Raw genomic sequence first — 15,571 nt, 5'->3', positions numbered from 1 at the left:
CTCATGGCCGCTCCTCCGACAGGGGCCTGCGCAGGCCGCCGCGACGGCGGCGGCGCAGGCGCCAGAGGCCGCGCAACAGAAGCACCGCGAGAGCGACGAGGGGGAGCCAGGGCAGGCTCCAGATGGCGAAGAGCAAGGCCGCGCCGGCACTCGCCCCGAAGATGGTGCCGGCCCTGGCCCAGGCCTCCTGCAACGGAGCGAGGGGACCTGCGCGTGCCTGGTCGGCCTGGAACGAGAGCGCGATGAGTTCGGTCTCGACGCGCCGCTCGAGGCCGCGCTGCTTGGCCTCGTCCTCCTCGATCTGCGCTTGAACCTGGGCGATTTCTTGCGCGATCCGGATCAGATCCTCGATGCGGGTGTCGGGTTTCGCGGCCAGGGCGTCGAGGCGTTCGCGGTAGGCTTTGCGCTGGGCGAGCCGCCGCACGCCATCCTCGATCGTCGGAGTCAGGTCGTCGGCCCGGGTCGCCTGGCGCTGCAGGATGACATCGCTCGCCTGCTCCCCCGGAAGGGGCGCCGTAACGAAGGCGAGGTAGGCCGCGACCGCGCTGTGCGGAAGGCGGATGTCGAGCTTTGCGGAGGGACGCCCGGACGGGCGTGAACTCTCGCCGAACGAAGCCGATATCAGGGTGCAGTCGAGGACCGTGTCGGTCACGCAGCGGTCCCGCGCCGCCGCGAAGTGCGCGCCGACGCGATCCGCCGGAAGATCGATGGTCAGTTCGTGGGTATAGGCGAGCTTGACCGCGGTTCGGGGCGCCGGGGATGCGGCGCTCACCGGTGCGCCGGCGGGCGTGTCCGACCGCCTGGCATCCCGGCAGCCCCCGATTCCGAGCAGGGCCGCGAGACCGAGGGCGGCGAGCGGCAGCCGCCGCCGGCGGAGCCCGGCCGGGACGGGCCGCAGGGCCGCGCGGCGATTCATCCCGCCAGTGCCTCGGCGACGGCGCCCTGGTCGAAGCCCTTCAGGCCGATGACGACGAGGCGGCCGTCCCGCGGCTCGGAGGCTTTCCAGGGCCGGTCGTAATGATGGCTGATCCGCGCGCCGACGCCCTGGACCACGAGGCGCATCGGCTTGCCGGTGACCTCGGCGAAGCCCTTGATGCGGAGCACGCCCGCGGTCTCGGCGGCGCGGGCGACGCGGATCGCCAGATCCTCGGCGGTGGCGGCGGACCGAACCGGGAGGGCCACCGAGTCGAAATCGTCGTGGTCGTGGTCCTCGCCCTCACCGTGATGGGAGGGGCGCGCGTCGAGGTCGTCCTCGGCTGCAGCCTCGAGACCCAGGATCACGCGCGGGTCGAGGCGGCCGTGCTCGGCCTCGACCATCTTAACCGCGCGGGGCAGGTGCCCGAGCACCTCGGCCCGAACCTTGGCGCGCCCGGCCTCGTCGAGGAGGTCGGCCTTGTTCATCACCACGAGGTCGGCGCAGAGGAGCTGGTCCTCGAACACCTCTTCCAGCGGGTTGTCGTGGTCGACGCTGGCATCGTCGGCGCGCTGGGCGGCCAGAGCCGCCGGATCGTCGGCGAAGAAGCCGGCCGCCACGGCCGGTCCGTCGATCACCGCGACCACGCCGTCCACCGTCACCCGCGAGCGGATGGCCGGCCACTGGAACGCCTGGACGAGGGGCTTCGGCAGGGCGAGGCCCGAGGTCTCGATCAGGATGTGCTCGGGCGGATCGGCCCGGTCGAGGAGCTTGTTCAGGGCCGGCACGAAATCGTCGGCCACGGTGCAGCAGATGCAGCCGTTGGCCAGTTCGACGATGTCCTCGTCGCCGCAGCCCTCGATGCCGCAGGCCGCCAGGAACGAGCCGTCGAAGCCTATATCGCCGAACTCGTTGACGATGATCGCGAGGCGGCGGCCGTTGGCGTTCTCGACGAGGTGGCGCACCAGCGTGGTCTTGCCGGCTCCGAGGAAGCCCGTGACGATCGTGCAGGGAATCTTGGCGACAAGAGTCATTCGGCGGCGTCCGGATGGGGGGGCGCCGCGACGGGCGGCGGGAATGTGGGCGGGAGCGGCGGCGGGAACGGCGGAATACGGGCGACGACGCCCTTGCGGAATTCCTGCGGCCGGGCCTTCCACGGTACGATGCCGTCCGGCGTCTCGGCATAGAGCGCGACGCCGTCCAGGATGATGCCGGCCGAGGCGACCGGATCGAGGTCGCCGTAGACGTAGGTCCAGCGCCCCTGCGACGCGACCGCCACCGTGCAGGGCCGCTTGCACACCGAGAGGCACTCGACGCTCTCGACCGTGATGCCCGGATGACCGCCCGCGCTCACCGCCTCCTGGAGGGCGGCGAGCAGGCGCGCCCCGGCGCGTGGCTCGGAAACGTCCCCGGCCGCCCGGCAGGTGGCGCAGACGTAGAGCGTGACGGCGGCGCTGTCCGTCCGAGGCGAGTCTTTGGGTATCTGATCCTGCAACTGGTCAGGCATGGGCCGTCCGGGCCTTGCCGAACAATCCCCAGGCCCAGCCATAGGCCAGCCCGATCACGGCCCAGAACACGAAGGCGATGCCGAGCGAGCGTGCGGCGAACTGCGCCGCGTAGGCCGCCGGCAGGTTCGAGGCGGCGTGGCTGGTCTCCGGCGCGCCCGCGAGATGGGGGGCGACCAGGAGCACGATGCCCCCCGCGATGGTGATCGGCGCGCGCCGGATCGCGATGAGGTACAGCCCCATGGCGGTGGCGAGCGCCGTCATCACCCACCAGAACTGGCGGTCGGCGAGCGGCGCCGCCGCCATGCCGGGCAGTTCCGGCGCCAGCCCGAGAGCCGGTGCCAGGGCCACCGCGAGGAACCCCCCGATGGCGAAGCGCAGGCCGGTCTCGGGGCTGGGCTCGCGGTTGCAGGCGAACAGCACGGCGCCGAGCAGCAGCGCGTAGCCGACGCCGCCCACCAGGGTGGCCAGCGCCGTGAAGGCCATGCGCGGCAGGCCGGGGCCCGGCTGCCAGTCGGGCGCGACCTCGCCGCCCGCGACCGACGGGTCCTTGGTGCCGTGATCGTGACCGCCGTGGACGCGCACGATCAGGGAGGCGGGCGACAGGCGTGCGGAATCTGCCGAGGCCTGCGTCTCGTAGCGCTCGGCCGCGATGATGAGCGGCGAGGTGAGCGCGAGCTGCAGGCCCGTCGCGACCACAGCCGCGAGGAAGCCGGCGACCAGGGCCGCCGACACGAGCCGGATGATCATGGGGGTGTCTGCCTTAGGCGGAGGCGCTCAGTGGCAGGGGAAATTCTGGCTGTGGCGGAAGTCGTGCGCCGCATTGTGCAGCGCCATCGCGGGGGCGAAGCCCGCCATGAACACGAGGCCGAGGCCGAGGAAGGCTGCCACGAGCACGGCGCCGAGACGCTCGTTGGTGCGGGTGCCGGTCAGGACGAGGGTGTTGGTCGACATCGGTTCATCTCCTGGCCGCCCCGCCGGCGGCCGTCACGGATCGATCGGGTGGACGGAAGGTCCACGCTCGATGGCAGGTCCACTCTCGGCGGCAGGTCTCCTGGCTCGCGGGTCGCTGGTCCTGCCGCCTTCCCGGATCGCTCCAGTGGCCGATGGCAGTCCCGTCTCCGCTCACAGTTGCGGGGGCAGCTGCGGTTTCAGGGTCGCCCCCTCACCGCATTCCCTTTTCACCCCGTCGCCGGGGCACCGTCCGATCCACGCTTCTACGCGGTTGCCGTCGCGCTGACAACGCGGCCCGGATCGGATTCCGGCCTTTGACCCGGGGGCTCGATTTCGGGCACAGGAGGCCCATGCCGAACCTCCCTCCCAGACTGACCCTCGTGCTCGGCGGCGCGCGCTCCGGCAAGAGCGCCCATGCGGAGGGGCTGATCGAGGCCTGTCCCGCCCCCTGGCTGTACCTCGCCACGGCGCAGGCCTGGGACGACGAGATGCGCGACCGCATCGCGCTCCACCGGAAGCGCCGCTCGGCCGACTGGATCACCCGGGACGTGCCGATGGACCTGGCCGGGGCGGTGGCCGCTGCGCCCGGGCCGGTGCTGGTCGATTGCCTCACCCTCTGGCTCACCAACCTGATCCTGGCCGAGGCCGACGTGGAGGCCGCCACCGCCGCGCTGCTGGCGGCCTGCGCGGCGGCGCCCGGCCCGGTGGTGCTGGTCGGCAACGAGGTCGGGCTCGGCATCGTGCCAGACAACGCGCTGGCCCGCCGGTTTCGCGATGCCGCCGGGCGGCTGCACCAGCGCCTCGCGCGGCAGGCCGACCACGTCGTCTTCCTGGTGGCGGGCCTGCCCCTGATCGTGAAACCCCAAGCCGGAGCCACCCCATGACGGACGCCGTGAACGACGCCGAACGCCATCGCGAAAAGATGGAGAAGCGCAAGGCGGTGCAGGACGCCGAGGTCGCCGGCAAGACGATCGAGAAGGGGCTTCTCATCGTCAACACCGGTCCCGGCAAGGGCAAGACCACGGCGGCCCTCGGGCTGATGCTGCGGGCGCTGGGCCATGGCTGGCGCGTCGGCGTGGTCCAGTTCATCAAGGGCGCCTGGGACACGGGCGAGAAGCACGCGCTCCAGGTCTTCGGGGACCGGATCGACTGGCACACCCTCGGCGAGGGTTTCACCTGGGAGACTCAGGACAAGGCCCGCGACATCGCCGCCGCCGAGCACGCCTGGGCCAAGGCCCTCGACCTGATGGCGGATCCGACGATCCGTCTCGTGGTGCTGGACGAGCTCAACATCGCGTTGCGCTACGATTACCTGGACCTCGATGCAGTGGTGGCGGCCTTCCAGGCGCGCCGGCCCGACCTCCACGTCATCGTCACCGGCCGCAATGCCAAGCCGGCCCTTATCGAGGCCGCTGACCTCGTCACCGAAATGGGCTCCGTGAAGCACCACTTCGCCGCCGGGGTGAAGGCCCAGGTGGGCATCGAATTCTGATGCGCTTCGCCCTCAGCCCGGTCGGGCTCCTTATCCTGTCGGGCATCCATCCGGCCTGCGCCGAAACCGCGCCGGCCTGGCCGGCCAGCTATCTCGGCCGCGTCGAGGCCCTGGCGGTGGTGGAGGGCCTGAACGCCCGGCTGCTCGCCAGCCGCTCCGCCACCGCGACCCTCGAAGGCTGGTGCGCCGAGCACGGCATGGCCGCGACGCCGCGGCTCGCGGCGAATCGGCAGCGCGGCGCGGACAAGCCCGCCTCGGAGGAGACGCGCCGGCGCCTGAATGCCGGCCCCGACACCGTCCTCCGCTACCGTCAGGTGCGGCTCGCCTGCGGCGACCACGTCCTGTCGGAGGCGGACAACTGGTACGTGCCCGACCGCCTGACCCCGGAGATGAACCGCCTGCTCGAGACCACCGACACGCCGTTCGGCCGGGCGGTCCAGGCCCTCGGCACGACGCGGCAGACCATCGGGGCGGAACTCCTGTGGCAGCCCCTGCCGCAAGGGTGGGAGCAGGCCCCGCCCCCGGCGGCGACCTGCGGCAACCTCGCGATCCCCGACCATCTGATCCGGCACCGGGCCGTGCTCTTCACAGCGGAGCGGGTGCCATTCTCGGAGGTCGTCGAGACCTACGGTGCCGCCATCCTGGCTTTTCATCGCGTCGCGCGGCCGGTCGATCCCGACTGCGCCGCGCCCCCTCCGGCGCGGCCTCAGCCATGACCCGCGCCATCATGATCCAGGGCACCGGCTCGGATGTCGGAAAGTCGCTGATCGTCGCCGGTCTGTGCCGGGTCTTCGCGCGGCGGGGGCTGAGCGTGCGGCCGTTCAAGCCGCAGAACATGTCGAACAACGCCGCCGTCACCGCCGATGGCGGGGAGATCGGGCGGGCACAGGCGCTGCAGGCCCGGGCGGCCGGGGTGGCGCCGTCGGTGCACATGAACCCGGTGCTGCTGAAGCCCCAGAGCGAGACCGGGAGTCAGGTCGTGGTCCAGGGCCGCATGGCCGGCACCGCCAAGGCGCGCGACTACCAGGCCTGGAAGCCGCGTCTCCTCGGTGCGGTGCTGGAGAGCTTTTCGCATCTGAAGGCCCAGGCCGACCTCGTCATCGTGGAGGGCGCGGGCTCGGCCTCGGAGGTCAATCTGCGGCGCGGCGACATCGCCAATATGGGGTTCGCCCGGGCTACCGGCACGCCGGTGATCCTGCTCGGCGACATCGACCGGGGCGGCGTCATCGCCAGCCTCGTCGGCACGAAAGCGGTGATCGACGCCGAGGACGCGGCGATGATCCGGGGCTTCCTGGTCAACCGCTTCCGCGGTGACCCGACCCTGTTCGCGGACGGGATGGCCACCATCGCGGCGGCGACTGGCTGGCCGAGCTTTGGGCTGATCCCGCACTTTCCCGACGCGGCCCGCCTGCCGGCGGAAGACGCCCTCGGCCTCGCCGGATCGGCCCCCGGCGGCACGCGGCGCAAGGTCGTGGCCGTGCCGGTGCTGCCGCGCATCGCCAATTTCGACGACCTCGACCCGCTCCGGGCCGAGCCCGACGTGGCGGTGGTGCTGGTCCGCCCGGGTGAGGCGATTCCGGTCGCCGACCTCGTGCTGCTGCCGGGCTCGAAGACCACCATCGACGATCTCGAATTCCTCTGCGCCCAAGGCTGGGACATCGACATCCGCGCCCATGTCCGGCGCGGCGGGCGGGTGCTCGGGCTGTGCGGCGGCTACCAGATGCTCGGCCGGCGCATCGACGACCCGCACGGCATCGAGGGGGAGGCCCGCTCCGTCGCCGGCCTCGGCCTCCTCGACATCGAGACCGTGATGACGCCGGTCAAGCATCTCTCTGCCGTCACCGGCACCAGCCTGCCCGACGCGGTCGCGTTCTCGGGCTACGAGATGCATGTGGGCGACACCACCGGGCCGGACACGGCGCGCCCGGCGATCCGCCTGCGCGACGGGCGTCACGACGGGGCGATCTCGGCCGACGGGCGCGTCACCGGCACCTACGTGCACGGGTTGTTCGCCGACGACCGCCAGCGCGGCGCCTGGCTCGCCCGCCTCGGCGCGGCCCCGAGCGGCCTCGCCTACGAGGCCGGAATCGAGGCGGTCCTCGATCGTCTCGCCGATCACCTCGAAGCGCATGTCTCTTGCGACGCGCTGCTCGCGCTGGCGTCGTAGCGACGGAACGGACTTGGCTCACCGCCGGGTCCGCGCCGAATGGGCTCGGCGAGGAACGACCCGACGCCGCCCTCATCCGAGATGGACGCGCGCCTCGCGCACGCCGCCATCTGCCCTGAGATCCTGTTCCTCAGGTCCCTGTGGCGCGTCGCGCTCCTAAGGAATCGCCACCGCGTATTCGCGCGGGCCGCCGTTCAGCACGCTGTCGAACACCACCAGCACCCGGCCGGGGCCGAGGCGGACGATGCCCTCGGGCTTGCCCCGGGCCTCGTCGCCCTCCAGCGGCGCGAGGGTGCCGAGCGGCGTGACCCGGCCCGAGGGCAGGTCCGCCAGGAACAGCCCATAGGGCACGGACAGGCCGTTCCGGGTCGGCCCCGAGAGCACGAGGAGGCGCCCGTCCGGCAGGGCGGTGAGATCGCGGATGCCGGCATCAGCGCCGAGGGCGAGGGGGATCGTCACGGGCTTGGCGGCGAGCGGCGCGTCGCCGGGCGCGAACAGCGGGGCGACGGGCACCGAGACCAGGAAGGCCGTGCCGTCCAGCACCGGTGCGCGCAGCCCGGCATAGAGGGTGTCCCCGATCACCGCGAGGCCCTCGACGTTGAGACCGGACAGCGGCTTGCCGCCCTCGCGCGGCTCGAGGTCCTTCAGGGCATAGGCGCCCACCGTGTCGGCGGTCCGCAGGGCGTCGTTGAGGCGGTAGGTCGTCTCGACGCGGGCCTCGGTGGCGTCCGGGTTCGGGCGCAGGCGGGCGAGGAGGCCGGTGGACAGCTTGAACTCGCGCCCACGCCGGCTGCAGCCATGCGAGCCGGTGACGTAGAAATCGGGGGCGGCATAGGCCACGGCCTCGCCGTCCATCTCCCGGTAGGCGCCCTGGCCGAGGGTGCATTCGCCCGTGACCGGAGGCGCGCCGACGGCGGATTTCGGCGGCTTGCGGCCGACGATGTCGATCACGGCCCCCGGCGTGAGGGTGGTGCCCTGGAGCGTGGCGAACTGGGCGCCCGCCGCCTCGTCGTCCACCACCATGCAGGTGCGCGGGCCGGCTTCGGCCGGCGCACAGGCGATGCCGCTGATGTCCTCGGCGGGCTTGCTCCTGTGCTTGGTGATCTCGCCCGTCAGCCCCTCGGCGACGGTGTAGGTCCTGTCGACCGAATGCAGCACCTGCGCCCAGGCCGGGCCTGAGAGCGCCAGCGCCGAAGCGGCGGCGACGAGCGAGCGGCGGATCATGGCGAGTCTCCGGGGGAGGGGGGGCCGCGCTCATAGCAGGGCGCCGGTGAAAAGGGCGAGGAGCAGGGCCGCGAGACCGAACAGGAGCCCGCACGCAGTGCGGTACAGGGCCAGGGCGCGCTCGACGTCGGCGGGGGTCGCCTCCGCCCGTCCATCGCCCATCCAGCCATCCTCGACCCGGGTGGTGCCGTAGGTGCGCGGGCCGGCGAGGCGCAGGCCGAGGGCGCCCGCCATGGCGGCCTCGGGCCATCCGGCATTGGGCGACCGGTGCCGGCGCGCATCCCGCCGCACGGCGCGCCATGCCGCGCCGGGGGAGGTCCCGGACCGGAGCGCCGCCGCCAGGATGATCAGCAGCCCGGTCAGCCGCGAGGCCGGCAGGTTGACGAGATCGTCGAGGCGGGCGGCAGCCCAGCCATAGGCTTCGTGGCGCGGGGTGCGATGGCCGATCATGCTGTCGGCGGTGTTGATCGCCTTGTAGAGCGTGCCGCCCGGCAGGCCGCCGACCCCGATCCAGAAGGCCGGTGCCACGATGCCGTCGGAGAAGTTTTCGGACAGGCTCTCGATCGCGGCCCGGCAGATGCCGGCCTCGTCGAGGCTCTCGGGATCGCGCCCGACGATCATCGAGACCGCGACGCGCCCGCCCGCGAGCCCGTCGCGGCGCAGGTCCGCGGCGACGCGGGCGACGTGGCTGTGCAGGCTGCGCTGGGCCGGCAGGCTCGCCGCCAGTGCGGCGAGAATCGGGAGGGCGGCCCACATCCCCGCCGCGCGCGCCAGGGCGGTGAGCGCGAGGGCGAGGCCGCCGACGAGACCGAGCAGGACCAAAAGCCCCGCCACGCCGGCGATCCGGCGCCGGGCGGGCGTGCCGCGGTTCAGCCGCCGGTCCAGGGTCCCGATCAGCGCGCCGATCCAGGTGACAGGATGGCCGACCGCCCTGTAGAGCCGGTCCGGATAGCCGGCCGCCGCTTCGATCGCGAGGGCCAGCACCAGAACGATGAGCGTATCGGGCGGATGGGTGAGGGCGGTCCAGGACATGGCGTCTCGGTGAGTTCGGGCCCGGTGGCGGAAGAGGTGTCGGTGAGAGAGCCGATCGCCCATGGCGGCGATCTCGATGCCGCCCGGAGCCTGTTCCCTGAGGCGCCCGAACCGTGGATCGACCTCTCCACCGGGATCAATCCGGTGCCCTATCCGTGTCCGGCCCTGGAGGCCAGCGCCTTCCACCGTCTGCCCTCGGCGGCCGACCTCGCGGGCCTGCATCGGGCGGCCGCCCGCGCCTACGGGGTCGCCGACCCGGACCGCATCGTGGCGGCGCCGGGCACCCAGATCCTGATCGAGACGCTGCCGCGCCTGCGGGCGCCGGGCCGGGTCGCCGTGCTGGGGCCGACCTATGCCGAGCACGCTGCGGCCTGGACCCGCGCGGGTCATCGCGTCGCAACCGTGGCGGAGATCGGGGGGGCGGCCGGCGCCGACGTCGTCGTGATCGTCAATCCGAACAATCCCGACGGACGTCGCTGGACCGCCGGGACACTGCTCGCCCTGGCCGGCGACCTCGCCGGACGTGGCGGCCTGCTCGTGGTGGACGAGGCTTTCATCGACCTGGAGCCGGTCGAGTCCCTGGCGCCCGCAATCGTGCCGGGCCTCGTGGTGCTGCGCTCCTTCGGCAAGACCTACGGGCTCGCCGGTATCCGCCTCGGCTTCGCCCTCTGCGACCCCGCCCTGGCGGCACGCCTCGCCGAGGCTCTGGGTCCCTGGGCGGTGTCGGGGCCGGCGCTCGCCATCGGCCGGACCGCCCTGTCGGACGAGGCCTGGCGGCAGGACGCCCGGGTCGCCCGGGGGGCGGATGCGGCCCGCCTCGACTGGATGATCGCGCGGGCGGGCGGCATTGTGGTCGGCGGCACCGGCCTGTTCCGCACCGCCGACTTTCCCGCGGGGGCCGCCCTGTTCGAGCGCCTCGGTGCGGCCGGGATCTACGTCCGGCGCTTCGCCGGAGCGCCCGGGCGCCTGCGCTTCGGCCTGCCGGCGGACAAGACCGAGTGGTGCCGCCTGTCGCGCATCCTGCGCTAGGGCGCGGCGGGCCGACCGCGCGCGGTCAGGCGCCCTTGCGCTCGAGCGCGCTGACCAGGAAACCCGCCGCCGCCAGGGCGATGCCCACGGTGCAGACGCCAGACCAGCCCGCGATCAGGAAGGCCTGCGAGCCCGCGAAGGCGCCGAAGGCGCCGAACACGAACATCACCGTGAACAGCACCGTGTTGATTCGGCCGCGCGCGCTCGGCACCAGGGCGTAGACGCGGGTCTGGTTGGCGATCAGGGCGGCGTTCAGCCCGATGTCGATCAGCAGCACGCCGATCCCCACCGCCACCAGGGACCAGATCCCGGCCCACAGCACCGCGAAAGCGGCGACCACCAGAAGGGCGCCGATCACCACCATCGGGCGCGGGCCGTGGCGGTCGGCGAAGCGGCCGGAGAGCGGCGCGACGCAGGCGCCCGCGACGCCGATCACCCCGAACAGGCCGGCCCCGGCGGCGGTGAGGTTGAAGGGCGGCGCCTCCACCAGCAGCGCCAGCGTCGCCCAGAAGGCGTTGAAGCCGGCGAACAGCAGCCCCTGCGAGACGCTGGCGCGGCGCAGCGCCGGCTGCGACCGCACCAGATGCAGGATCGACAGCATCAGGGCGCGGTAGCGCAGGGGGCGGGTCTGCGCGGCGCCCGGAAGGGTCGCGGCGGCGATGCCGGCCATCAGGACCGCGATGCCGGCGGCGGCGAAGAACACGGCGCGCCAGCCATACTGCGCGCCGACGAGGCCGCTCGCCGTGCGGGCGAGAAGGATGCCGGTGAGGAGGCCGGTCATCACCTGGCCGACCATGCGCCCGCGCGTGGCGTCCGGCGCGAGCTCGGCCGCGAACGGGACCGCCTGCTGGGCCGCCGAGGCCAGGATGCCGATGATGAGGCTCGCGCCGGCGAGCGCCGCCAGGTTCGGGCTCAGGGCCGCCGCCAGCAGCGCGAGAGCGAGGCCGAGGGTCTGCCCGATGATCAGGCTGCGCCGGGACAGGCTGTCGCCGAGGGGCACCAGCGCGAGGATGCCGAGGCCGTAGCCGATGAGGGAGGCGGTCGGCACCCAGAGCGCCGCCCGGGCGCCGAACTCGTTCACCAGCAGCGCCAGCAGGGGCTGGTTGTAGTAGATGTTGGCCACCGCGCCGCCGGCGATCAGCGTCAGGCCGAATCGGGCCCGGGGCGTGAAGCCGTGCGGCGTGGGGGCGGCCGTGCCCGATGGGGTGCTCATGCGCCGGCCATCGGCAGCCAGCGCCGCGCCGGTGCGCGCGGATGCGGATCGAAGTCAGCCATCATGTCGGACAAGCTCGCAGGTCGCAGGCCCGATGGGCGCGACAGGATCGGGGAATCGGAACGCGGCGTTCGCCGACCGGTTAGGCCCGTGCGCCGGCTTCGGCAACCCGCGCCCGTCTTGGGTTTGTCCCTCCGCCCGCGGAGGTCGGGAGCGGCGCTGCTGCGGCCGCGCCGACCAGGCTTGAGATACACTGTCCGGTCATCGCGCATTGTCTTGCATTCGAGCGTCGAACCATGACGTCGCGGGGTGCTTTGCATCCGATTTCGCGCGTCCCATATACACATTCTTATCGGCGACTGATGCGGCGGGGGGCTTCGGCCCGGGTCACACTTGGAATTCTTCGCATCTTGCGCTCTGATCCGGTTTCGAGGCGATGAGTCTGAACAGGGACGGGTGTTCGCGGTGACAAACGCGCCTTTGCGGTAGCAAATCTTGCGGATCGCGCCCGCGGTCCGTCCATCGGGATCGTCCGGCTGAGGCAGCCTGATCCGCTCATCGACCAGGGAGTTTCGAATGGCGACGTATCGCGTCCACTTTGCCAAGCAGATCTTCGGCGTCCCCTTCACCGTCGGGTCGGTGGACATCACCCGGGCCCGGGACCCGATGCGGGCGCTGCGGGCGGCCGAACTGCGCTTCGCGCGCCAGCACGGAGTCGAGGATTGGCGCGAGCGGGCCGACCGGGCCGACATCGCCCCGGCATCCGGCGGCCAGAACTGAGTGTTCCCGTCGCGCCGGCTGGTCTTTCGCGCCTCGACACGCTTTGCCGCCACGGTCTCTGGCCTCTGGAGCGGACACGCCCTAAAGTAACGGCCAAGCCGGGCACCCACGACGCGCGGGGCTTTGGTTCGCCCATGCCGGGCGTCAGCGAAGGGTCAGGCGGCGTGACATGGCGGCGATCTCTTTCTTCGGCGATCTGCTCCAGACCATCAGCGACCGGGGCCGGGATCTCATCGGAATCGGGCGCGGTGATCTGGCGGCCCGCGCCACCGCCCAGGAACTGGTCAAGCTCTGCGAGGACCTGATCTCCCGGCGCGGCGAGGCCTCCGGCGTCGCTTTGGCCCGGCTGATCCTTGAGCGCTACGCCACCCTGGCGAAGCCGGAGCGCGGCAGCTTCCTGCGCCTCGTCGCCACCGAGTTCGCCGCCGACCATACCGCCGTCGACGAGGCGATCGCGGCCTACCGGGCCGATCCGACACGGGCGGCCCTCAGCGTCCTCCACGACGCGGCCGAGCCGCGCAGCCAGGAACTGATCCGCCGCCTGAACCTCGCCCGCGACGGAACCCGCGCCCTGGTGCGGATGCGCGAGGACCTGTTCGGCCTGCGGCGCGACCTGCGGCAGGAGGAGGCCGACCCCGACCTCATCGACGCGGCCGACAGCCTCGACAGCGATTTCGAGCACCTGTTCGCCTCGTGGTTCAACCGCGGCTTCCTGGTGCTGCGCCACATCGACTGGACCACGCCGGCCCATATCCTCGAAAAGATCATCCGCTACGAGGCGGTGCACGAGATCACCGGCTGGGACGATCTGCGCCGGCGCATCGAGCCGACCGACCGGCGCTGCTTCGCCTTCTTCCACCCGGCCCTGGTGGACGAGCCGCTGATCTTCGTCGAAGTCGCGCTCACCGCCGGCATCGCCCCCGCCATCGCGCCGATCCTGGCCCACGAGCGCGAGCCGCTGCCCCTCAAGGCCGCCACCACGGCGATCTTCTACTCGATCTCGAACTGCCAGAAGGGCCTGGCCGGCGTCACCTTCGGCAACTTCCTGATCAAGCAGGTGGTCGAGGATCTGGCCCGCGAGATCCCGAGCCTGAAGACCTTCGTCACCCTCTCGCCGGTGCCGGGCTTCTCGGCCTGGCTCGACCGCGAGCGCCGCTCCGACGCGCCGCAGGGACTGATCCGCGAGGACGTCGAGGCCCTGCGGCTGATCGACGAGCCCGACTGGCACGGCGACAAGGCCAAGTGCGAGGCCGTGCGCAAGGCGATGATCCCGGCCGCGGCCGCCTACTTCCTGCGCGCCAAGAACGAGCGCGGCCGGCCCCTCGACCCGGTGGCCCGGTTCCATCTCGGCAACGGCGCCCGGCTGGAGCGCCTGAACTTCCTCGGCGACGTCTCGGGCAAGGGCCTGGCCCAGTCGCGCGGGCTGATGGTCAACTATCTCTACGACCTCACGGCCATCGAAAAGAACCACGAGACCTACGCCAATCTCGGCACCGTCGCGGCCTCCAGCGCGGTCAGCCGCGAGCTGCGCACCAATCTGCCGCCGATGCGGGCGGTGGCCCTGGCCGAGGCCTGATCCGCCAGCCCAGCCCGCTTTCCGCCGTTCCTCGAAGGGACCCGCCGAAGATCGTAGGATTCTCGCGATCGACGGCGTATCCGTCGCCATCATGTCCGAAACGCCGATGACCAACCACCTGTTCGATCTCGTCCGCCGAAACCTGCCGGCCGATCCCGCCGCCAAGCTCTTCCTGGAGACCGGGGAGGGCGCGCGCTATTCCTATGCCGACCTCATCGTGCGCTCGGGGGCCTACGCGGCGGCGCTGGCGGCGGCGGGCGTGAAGCCCGGGGACCGGGTGGCGGTGCAGGCTGAGAAGAGCCCGGAATTCCTGTTCCTGTATCTCGGCGCCGTCCGCGCCGGGGCGGTGTTCCTGCCCCTGAACACGGCCTACACCCCCACCGAGATCGCCTATTTCCTGGGGGATGCCGAGCCGGCCTTGTTCGTCTGCGATCCGGCCCGGCGCGAGGCCCTGGAGCCGGTGGCGCGTGGCGCCGGCGTGCCGGTGCTGCACACCCTCGACGCGAAGGGGCATGGCACCCTGGCCGAGGCCGCCGATGCCGAGACAGAGGCCTTCACCGACGTCGCCCGCGGGCCGGAGGATCTGGCCGCCATCCTGTACACTTCGGGCACCACCGGGCGCTCGAAGGGCGCCATGCTGAGCCACGAGAACCTCGCCTCGAACGCCCGCACCCTCGGGGAAGCCTGGCGCTTCACCGCGGACGACGTGCTGCTCCACGCCCTGCCGGTGTTCCACACCCATGGCCTGTTCGTGGCCACCAACACCGTGCTGGCCACCGGCGGTACGATGCTGTTCCTCGGCCGCTTCGACCCGGCACGGGTGCTCGCCCTGCTGCCGCGCGCCACCGCCATGATGGGGGTGCCGACCTTCTACACCCGCCTGCTCAAGGAGCCGGGCCTGACCCCGGAGGCGACCGCCGGCATCCGCCTATTCGTCTCCGGCTCCGCGCCGCTGCTGGCCGAGACGCACCGGGACTGGGAGGCCCGCACCGGCCACGCCATCCTCGAGCGCTACGGCATGACCGAGACCAACATGAACACCTCGAACCCCTATGCGGGTGCGCGGGTGGCGGGCACGGTCGGGCCGGCCCTGCCGGGGGTCGCCGTGCGGGTGGTCGACCCGGAGACCGGTGCGGTCCTCGACGTCGACGCGGTCGGGATGATCGAGGTGAAGGGTCCGAACGTCTTCCGGGGCTACTGGCGCATGCCGGAGAAGACGGCGGCCGAGTTCAAGGCCGACGGATTCTTCGTCACCGGCGATCTCGGCAAGATCGATCCCGACGGCTACGTCCACATCGTCGGGCGCGGCAAGGACCTCATCATCACGGGCGGCTACAACGTCTACCCGAAGGAGATCGAGAACGAGATCGACGCCCTTCCGGGCGTGGTCGAATCCGCGGTGATCGGCCTGCCCCACGCCGATTTCGGCGAGGGCGTCACGGCCGTGGTGGTGGGCTGCGAGGGCGTGCCCGACGAATCCGCGATCCTGCGCACCCTCGAAGGTCGGCTCGCCCGCTACAAGTGTCCCAAGCGCGTGCTGTTCGTCGACGAACTGCCCCGCAACACCATGGGCAAGGTCCAGAAGAACCTGCTGCGCGAGGCCCATGCGAGCCTCTACGACGCCGGTCCCGCCTGAGAGCAGGGGCAGAGACGCAGGAACGGCAAAGCCGCCGGGCATCGCGTGCG

General features: G+C 72.2%; 16 protein-coding genes and 1 riboswitch. Of the genes, 8 read left to right on the top strand and 8 right to left on the bottom strand.

Going from position 1 to position 15,571, the window contains the following annotated elements; all coding sequences use genetic code 11:
• Position 1: 1 nt before the first annotated feature.
• From J7U37_RS05305 to J7U37_RS05285, 5 genes are read right to left on the bottom strand one after another with little or no spacing between them, the layout of a single operon-like run.
• Positions 2–916: a DUF4349 domain-containing protein gene (locus tag J7U37_RS05305; protein ID WP_247635041.1), complete on the bottom strand. Its 915-nt coding sequence runs from the start codon at positions 914–916 to the stop codon at positions 2–4.
• The gene (gene cobW / locus J7U37_RS05300) at positions 913–1,947 is read right to left on the bottom strand and encodes a cobalamin biosynthesis protein CobW (RefSeq protein WP_056179069.1); all 1,035 of its coding nucleotides are present in this window, start codon (positions 1,945–1,947) and stop codon (positions 913–915) included. Before cobW ends, J7U37_RS05305 begins: the two co-directional genes overlap by 4 nt.
• Entirely contained in the window at positions 1,944–2,420 is a 477-nt protein-coding gene (locus tag J7U37_RS05295) for a DUF1636 domain-containing protein (RefSeq protein WP_247635040.1), read from the bottom strand. The genes cobW and J7U37_RS05295 overlap by 4 nt, the downstream gene beginning before the upstream one ends.
• Positions 2,413–3,168 (bottom strand): CbtA family protein, encoded by a 756-nt coding sequence (locus tag J7U37_RS05290; RefSeq protein WP_247635039.1) that lies wholly within the window; start codon positions 3,166–3,168, stop codon positions 2,413–2,415. Before J7U37_RS05290 ends, J7U37_RS05295 begins: the two co-directional genes overlap by 8 nt.
• A 27-nt stretch (positions 3,169–3,195) precedes the next feature.
• Entirely contained in the window at positions 3,196–3,372 is a 177-nt protein-coding gene (locus J7U37_RS05285; protein WP_055947494.1) for a CbtB-domain containing protein, read from the bottom strand.
• Positions 3,373–3,444: 72 nt separating this feature from the next.
• Positions 3,445–3,638: riboswitch (cobalamin riboswitch) on the bottom strand.
• Positions 3,639–3,722: 84 nt separating this feature from the next.
• On the opposite strand from J7U37_RS05285, the gene cobU reads away from it, so the two are divergent.
• Genes cobU through J7U37_RS05265 form a run of 4 tightly spaced genes read left to right on the top strand, consistent with a single transcriptional unit; the run spans position 3,723 to position 7,031 of the window.
• On the top strand, positions 3,723–4,256 hold the full coding sequence (cobU, locus tag J7U37_RS05280; RefSeq protein ID WP_247635038.1) for a bifunctional adenosylcobinamide kinase/adenosylcobinamide-phosphate guanylyltransferase: 534 nt from the start codon (positions 3,723–3,725) through the stop codon (positions 4,254–4,256).
• Positions 4,253–4,864 (top strand): cob(I)yrinic acid a,c-diamide adenosyltransferase, encoded by a 612-nt coding sequence (cobO, locus tag J7U37_RS05275; RefSeq protein WP_247635037.1) that lies wholly within the window; start codon positions 4,253–4,255, stop codon positions 4,862–4,864. Before cobU ends, cobO begins: the two co-directional genes overlap by 4 nt.
• Positions 4,864–5,580 carry a hypothetical protein gene (locus tag J7U37_RS05270; protein ID WP_056483850.1) on the top strand — a complete coding sequence of 239 codons (717 nt, stop codon included), beginning with the start codon at positions 4,864–4,866 and terminating at the stop codon, positions 5,578–5,580. The genes cobO and J7U37_RS05270 overlap by 1 nt, the downstream gene beginning before the upstream one ends.
• Entirely contained in the window at positions 5,577–7,031 is a 1,455-nt protein-coding gene (locus J7U37_RS05265) for a cobyric acid synthase (protein WP_247635036.1), read from the top strand. Before J7U37_RS05270 ends, J7U37_RS05265 begins: the two co-directional genes overlap by 4 nt.
• 156 nt (positions 7,032–7,187) lie before the next feature.
• On the opposite strand, the gene J7U37_RS05260 is transcribed toward J7U37_RS05265, so the two are convergent.
• Both J7U37_RS05260 and cbiB read right to left on the bottom strand, forming a co-directional pair.
• A complete protein-coding gene (locus J7U37_RS05260) occupies positions 7,188–8,255 on the bottom strand; it encodes a DUF3616 domain-containing protein (RefSeq protein WP_247635035.1) in 1,068 nt (355 codons plus the stop codon).
• Positions 8,256–8,285: 30 nt separating this feature from the next.
• Positions 8,286–9,287 carry an adenosylcobinamide-phosphate synthase CbiB gene (gene cbiB, locus J7U37_RS05255; protein WP_247635034.1) on the bottom strand — a complete coding sequence of 334 codons (1,002 nt, stop codon included), beginning with the start codon at positions 9,285–9,287 and terminating at the stop codon, positions 8,286–8,288.
• Between the two features lie 36 nt (positions 9,288–9,323).
• On the opposite strand from cbiB, the gene cobD reads away from it, so the two are divergent.
• Positions 9,324–10,316 carry a threonine-phosphate decarboxylase CobD gene (gene cobD / locus J7U37_RS05250; RefSeq protein WP_247635080.1) on the top strand — a complete coding sequence of 331 codons (993 nt, stop codon included), beginning with the start codon at positions 9,324–9,326 and terminating at the stop codon, positions 10,314–10,316.
• A gap of 25 nt (positions 10,317–10,341) precedes the next feature.
• Here cobD and J7U37_RS05245 read toward each other — a convergent pair whose 3' ends face one another.
• Positions 10,342–11,529, bottom strand: coding sequence for an MFS transporter (locus J7U37_RS05245; protein ID WP_247635033.1), 1,188 nt, complete (start codon positions 11,527–11,529; stop codon positions 10,342–10,344).
• A gap of 576 nt (positions 11,530–12,105) precedes the next feature.
• On the opposite strand from J7U37_RS05245, the gene J7U37_RS05240 reads away from it, so the two are divergent.
• From J7U37_RS05240 to J7U37_RS05230, 3 genes are all read left to right on the top strand, one after another.
• On the top strand, positions 12,106–12,309 hold the full coding sequence (locus J7U37_RS05240; RefSeq protein ID WP_056179092.1) for a hypothetical protein: 204 nt from the start codon (positions 12,106–12,108) through the stop codon (positions 12,307–12,309).
• A 169-nt stretch (positions 12,310–12,478) separates the two neighbouring features.
• Positions 12,479–13,885, top strand: coding sequence for a malonyl-CoA decarboxylase (locus tag J7U37_RS05235; protein ID WP_247635032.1), 1,407 nt, complete (start codon positions 12,479–12,481; stop codon positions 13,883–13,885).
• A gap of 106 nt (positions 13,886–13,991) precedes the next feature.
• Positions 13,992–15,521 carry a malonyl-CoA synthase gene (locus J7U37_RS05230; RefSeq protein WP_247635031.1) on the top strand — a complete coding sequence of 510 codons (1,530 nt, stop codon included), beginning with the start codon at positions 13,992–13,994 and terminating at the stop codon, positions 15,519–15,521.
• Positions 15,522–15,571: the final 50 nt, after the last annotated feature.

It is taken from the genome of Methylobacterium sp. 37f (genome assembly GCF_023093475.1).
GTDB lineage: Bacteria > Pseudomonadota > Alphaproteobacteria > Rhizobiales > Beijerinckiaceae > Methylobacterium.
This window is presented reverse-complemented; position numbering and strand designations above follow the sequence as displayed.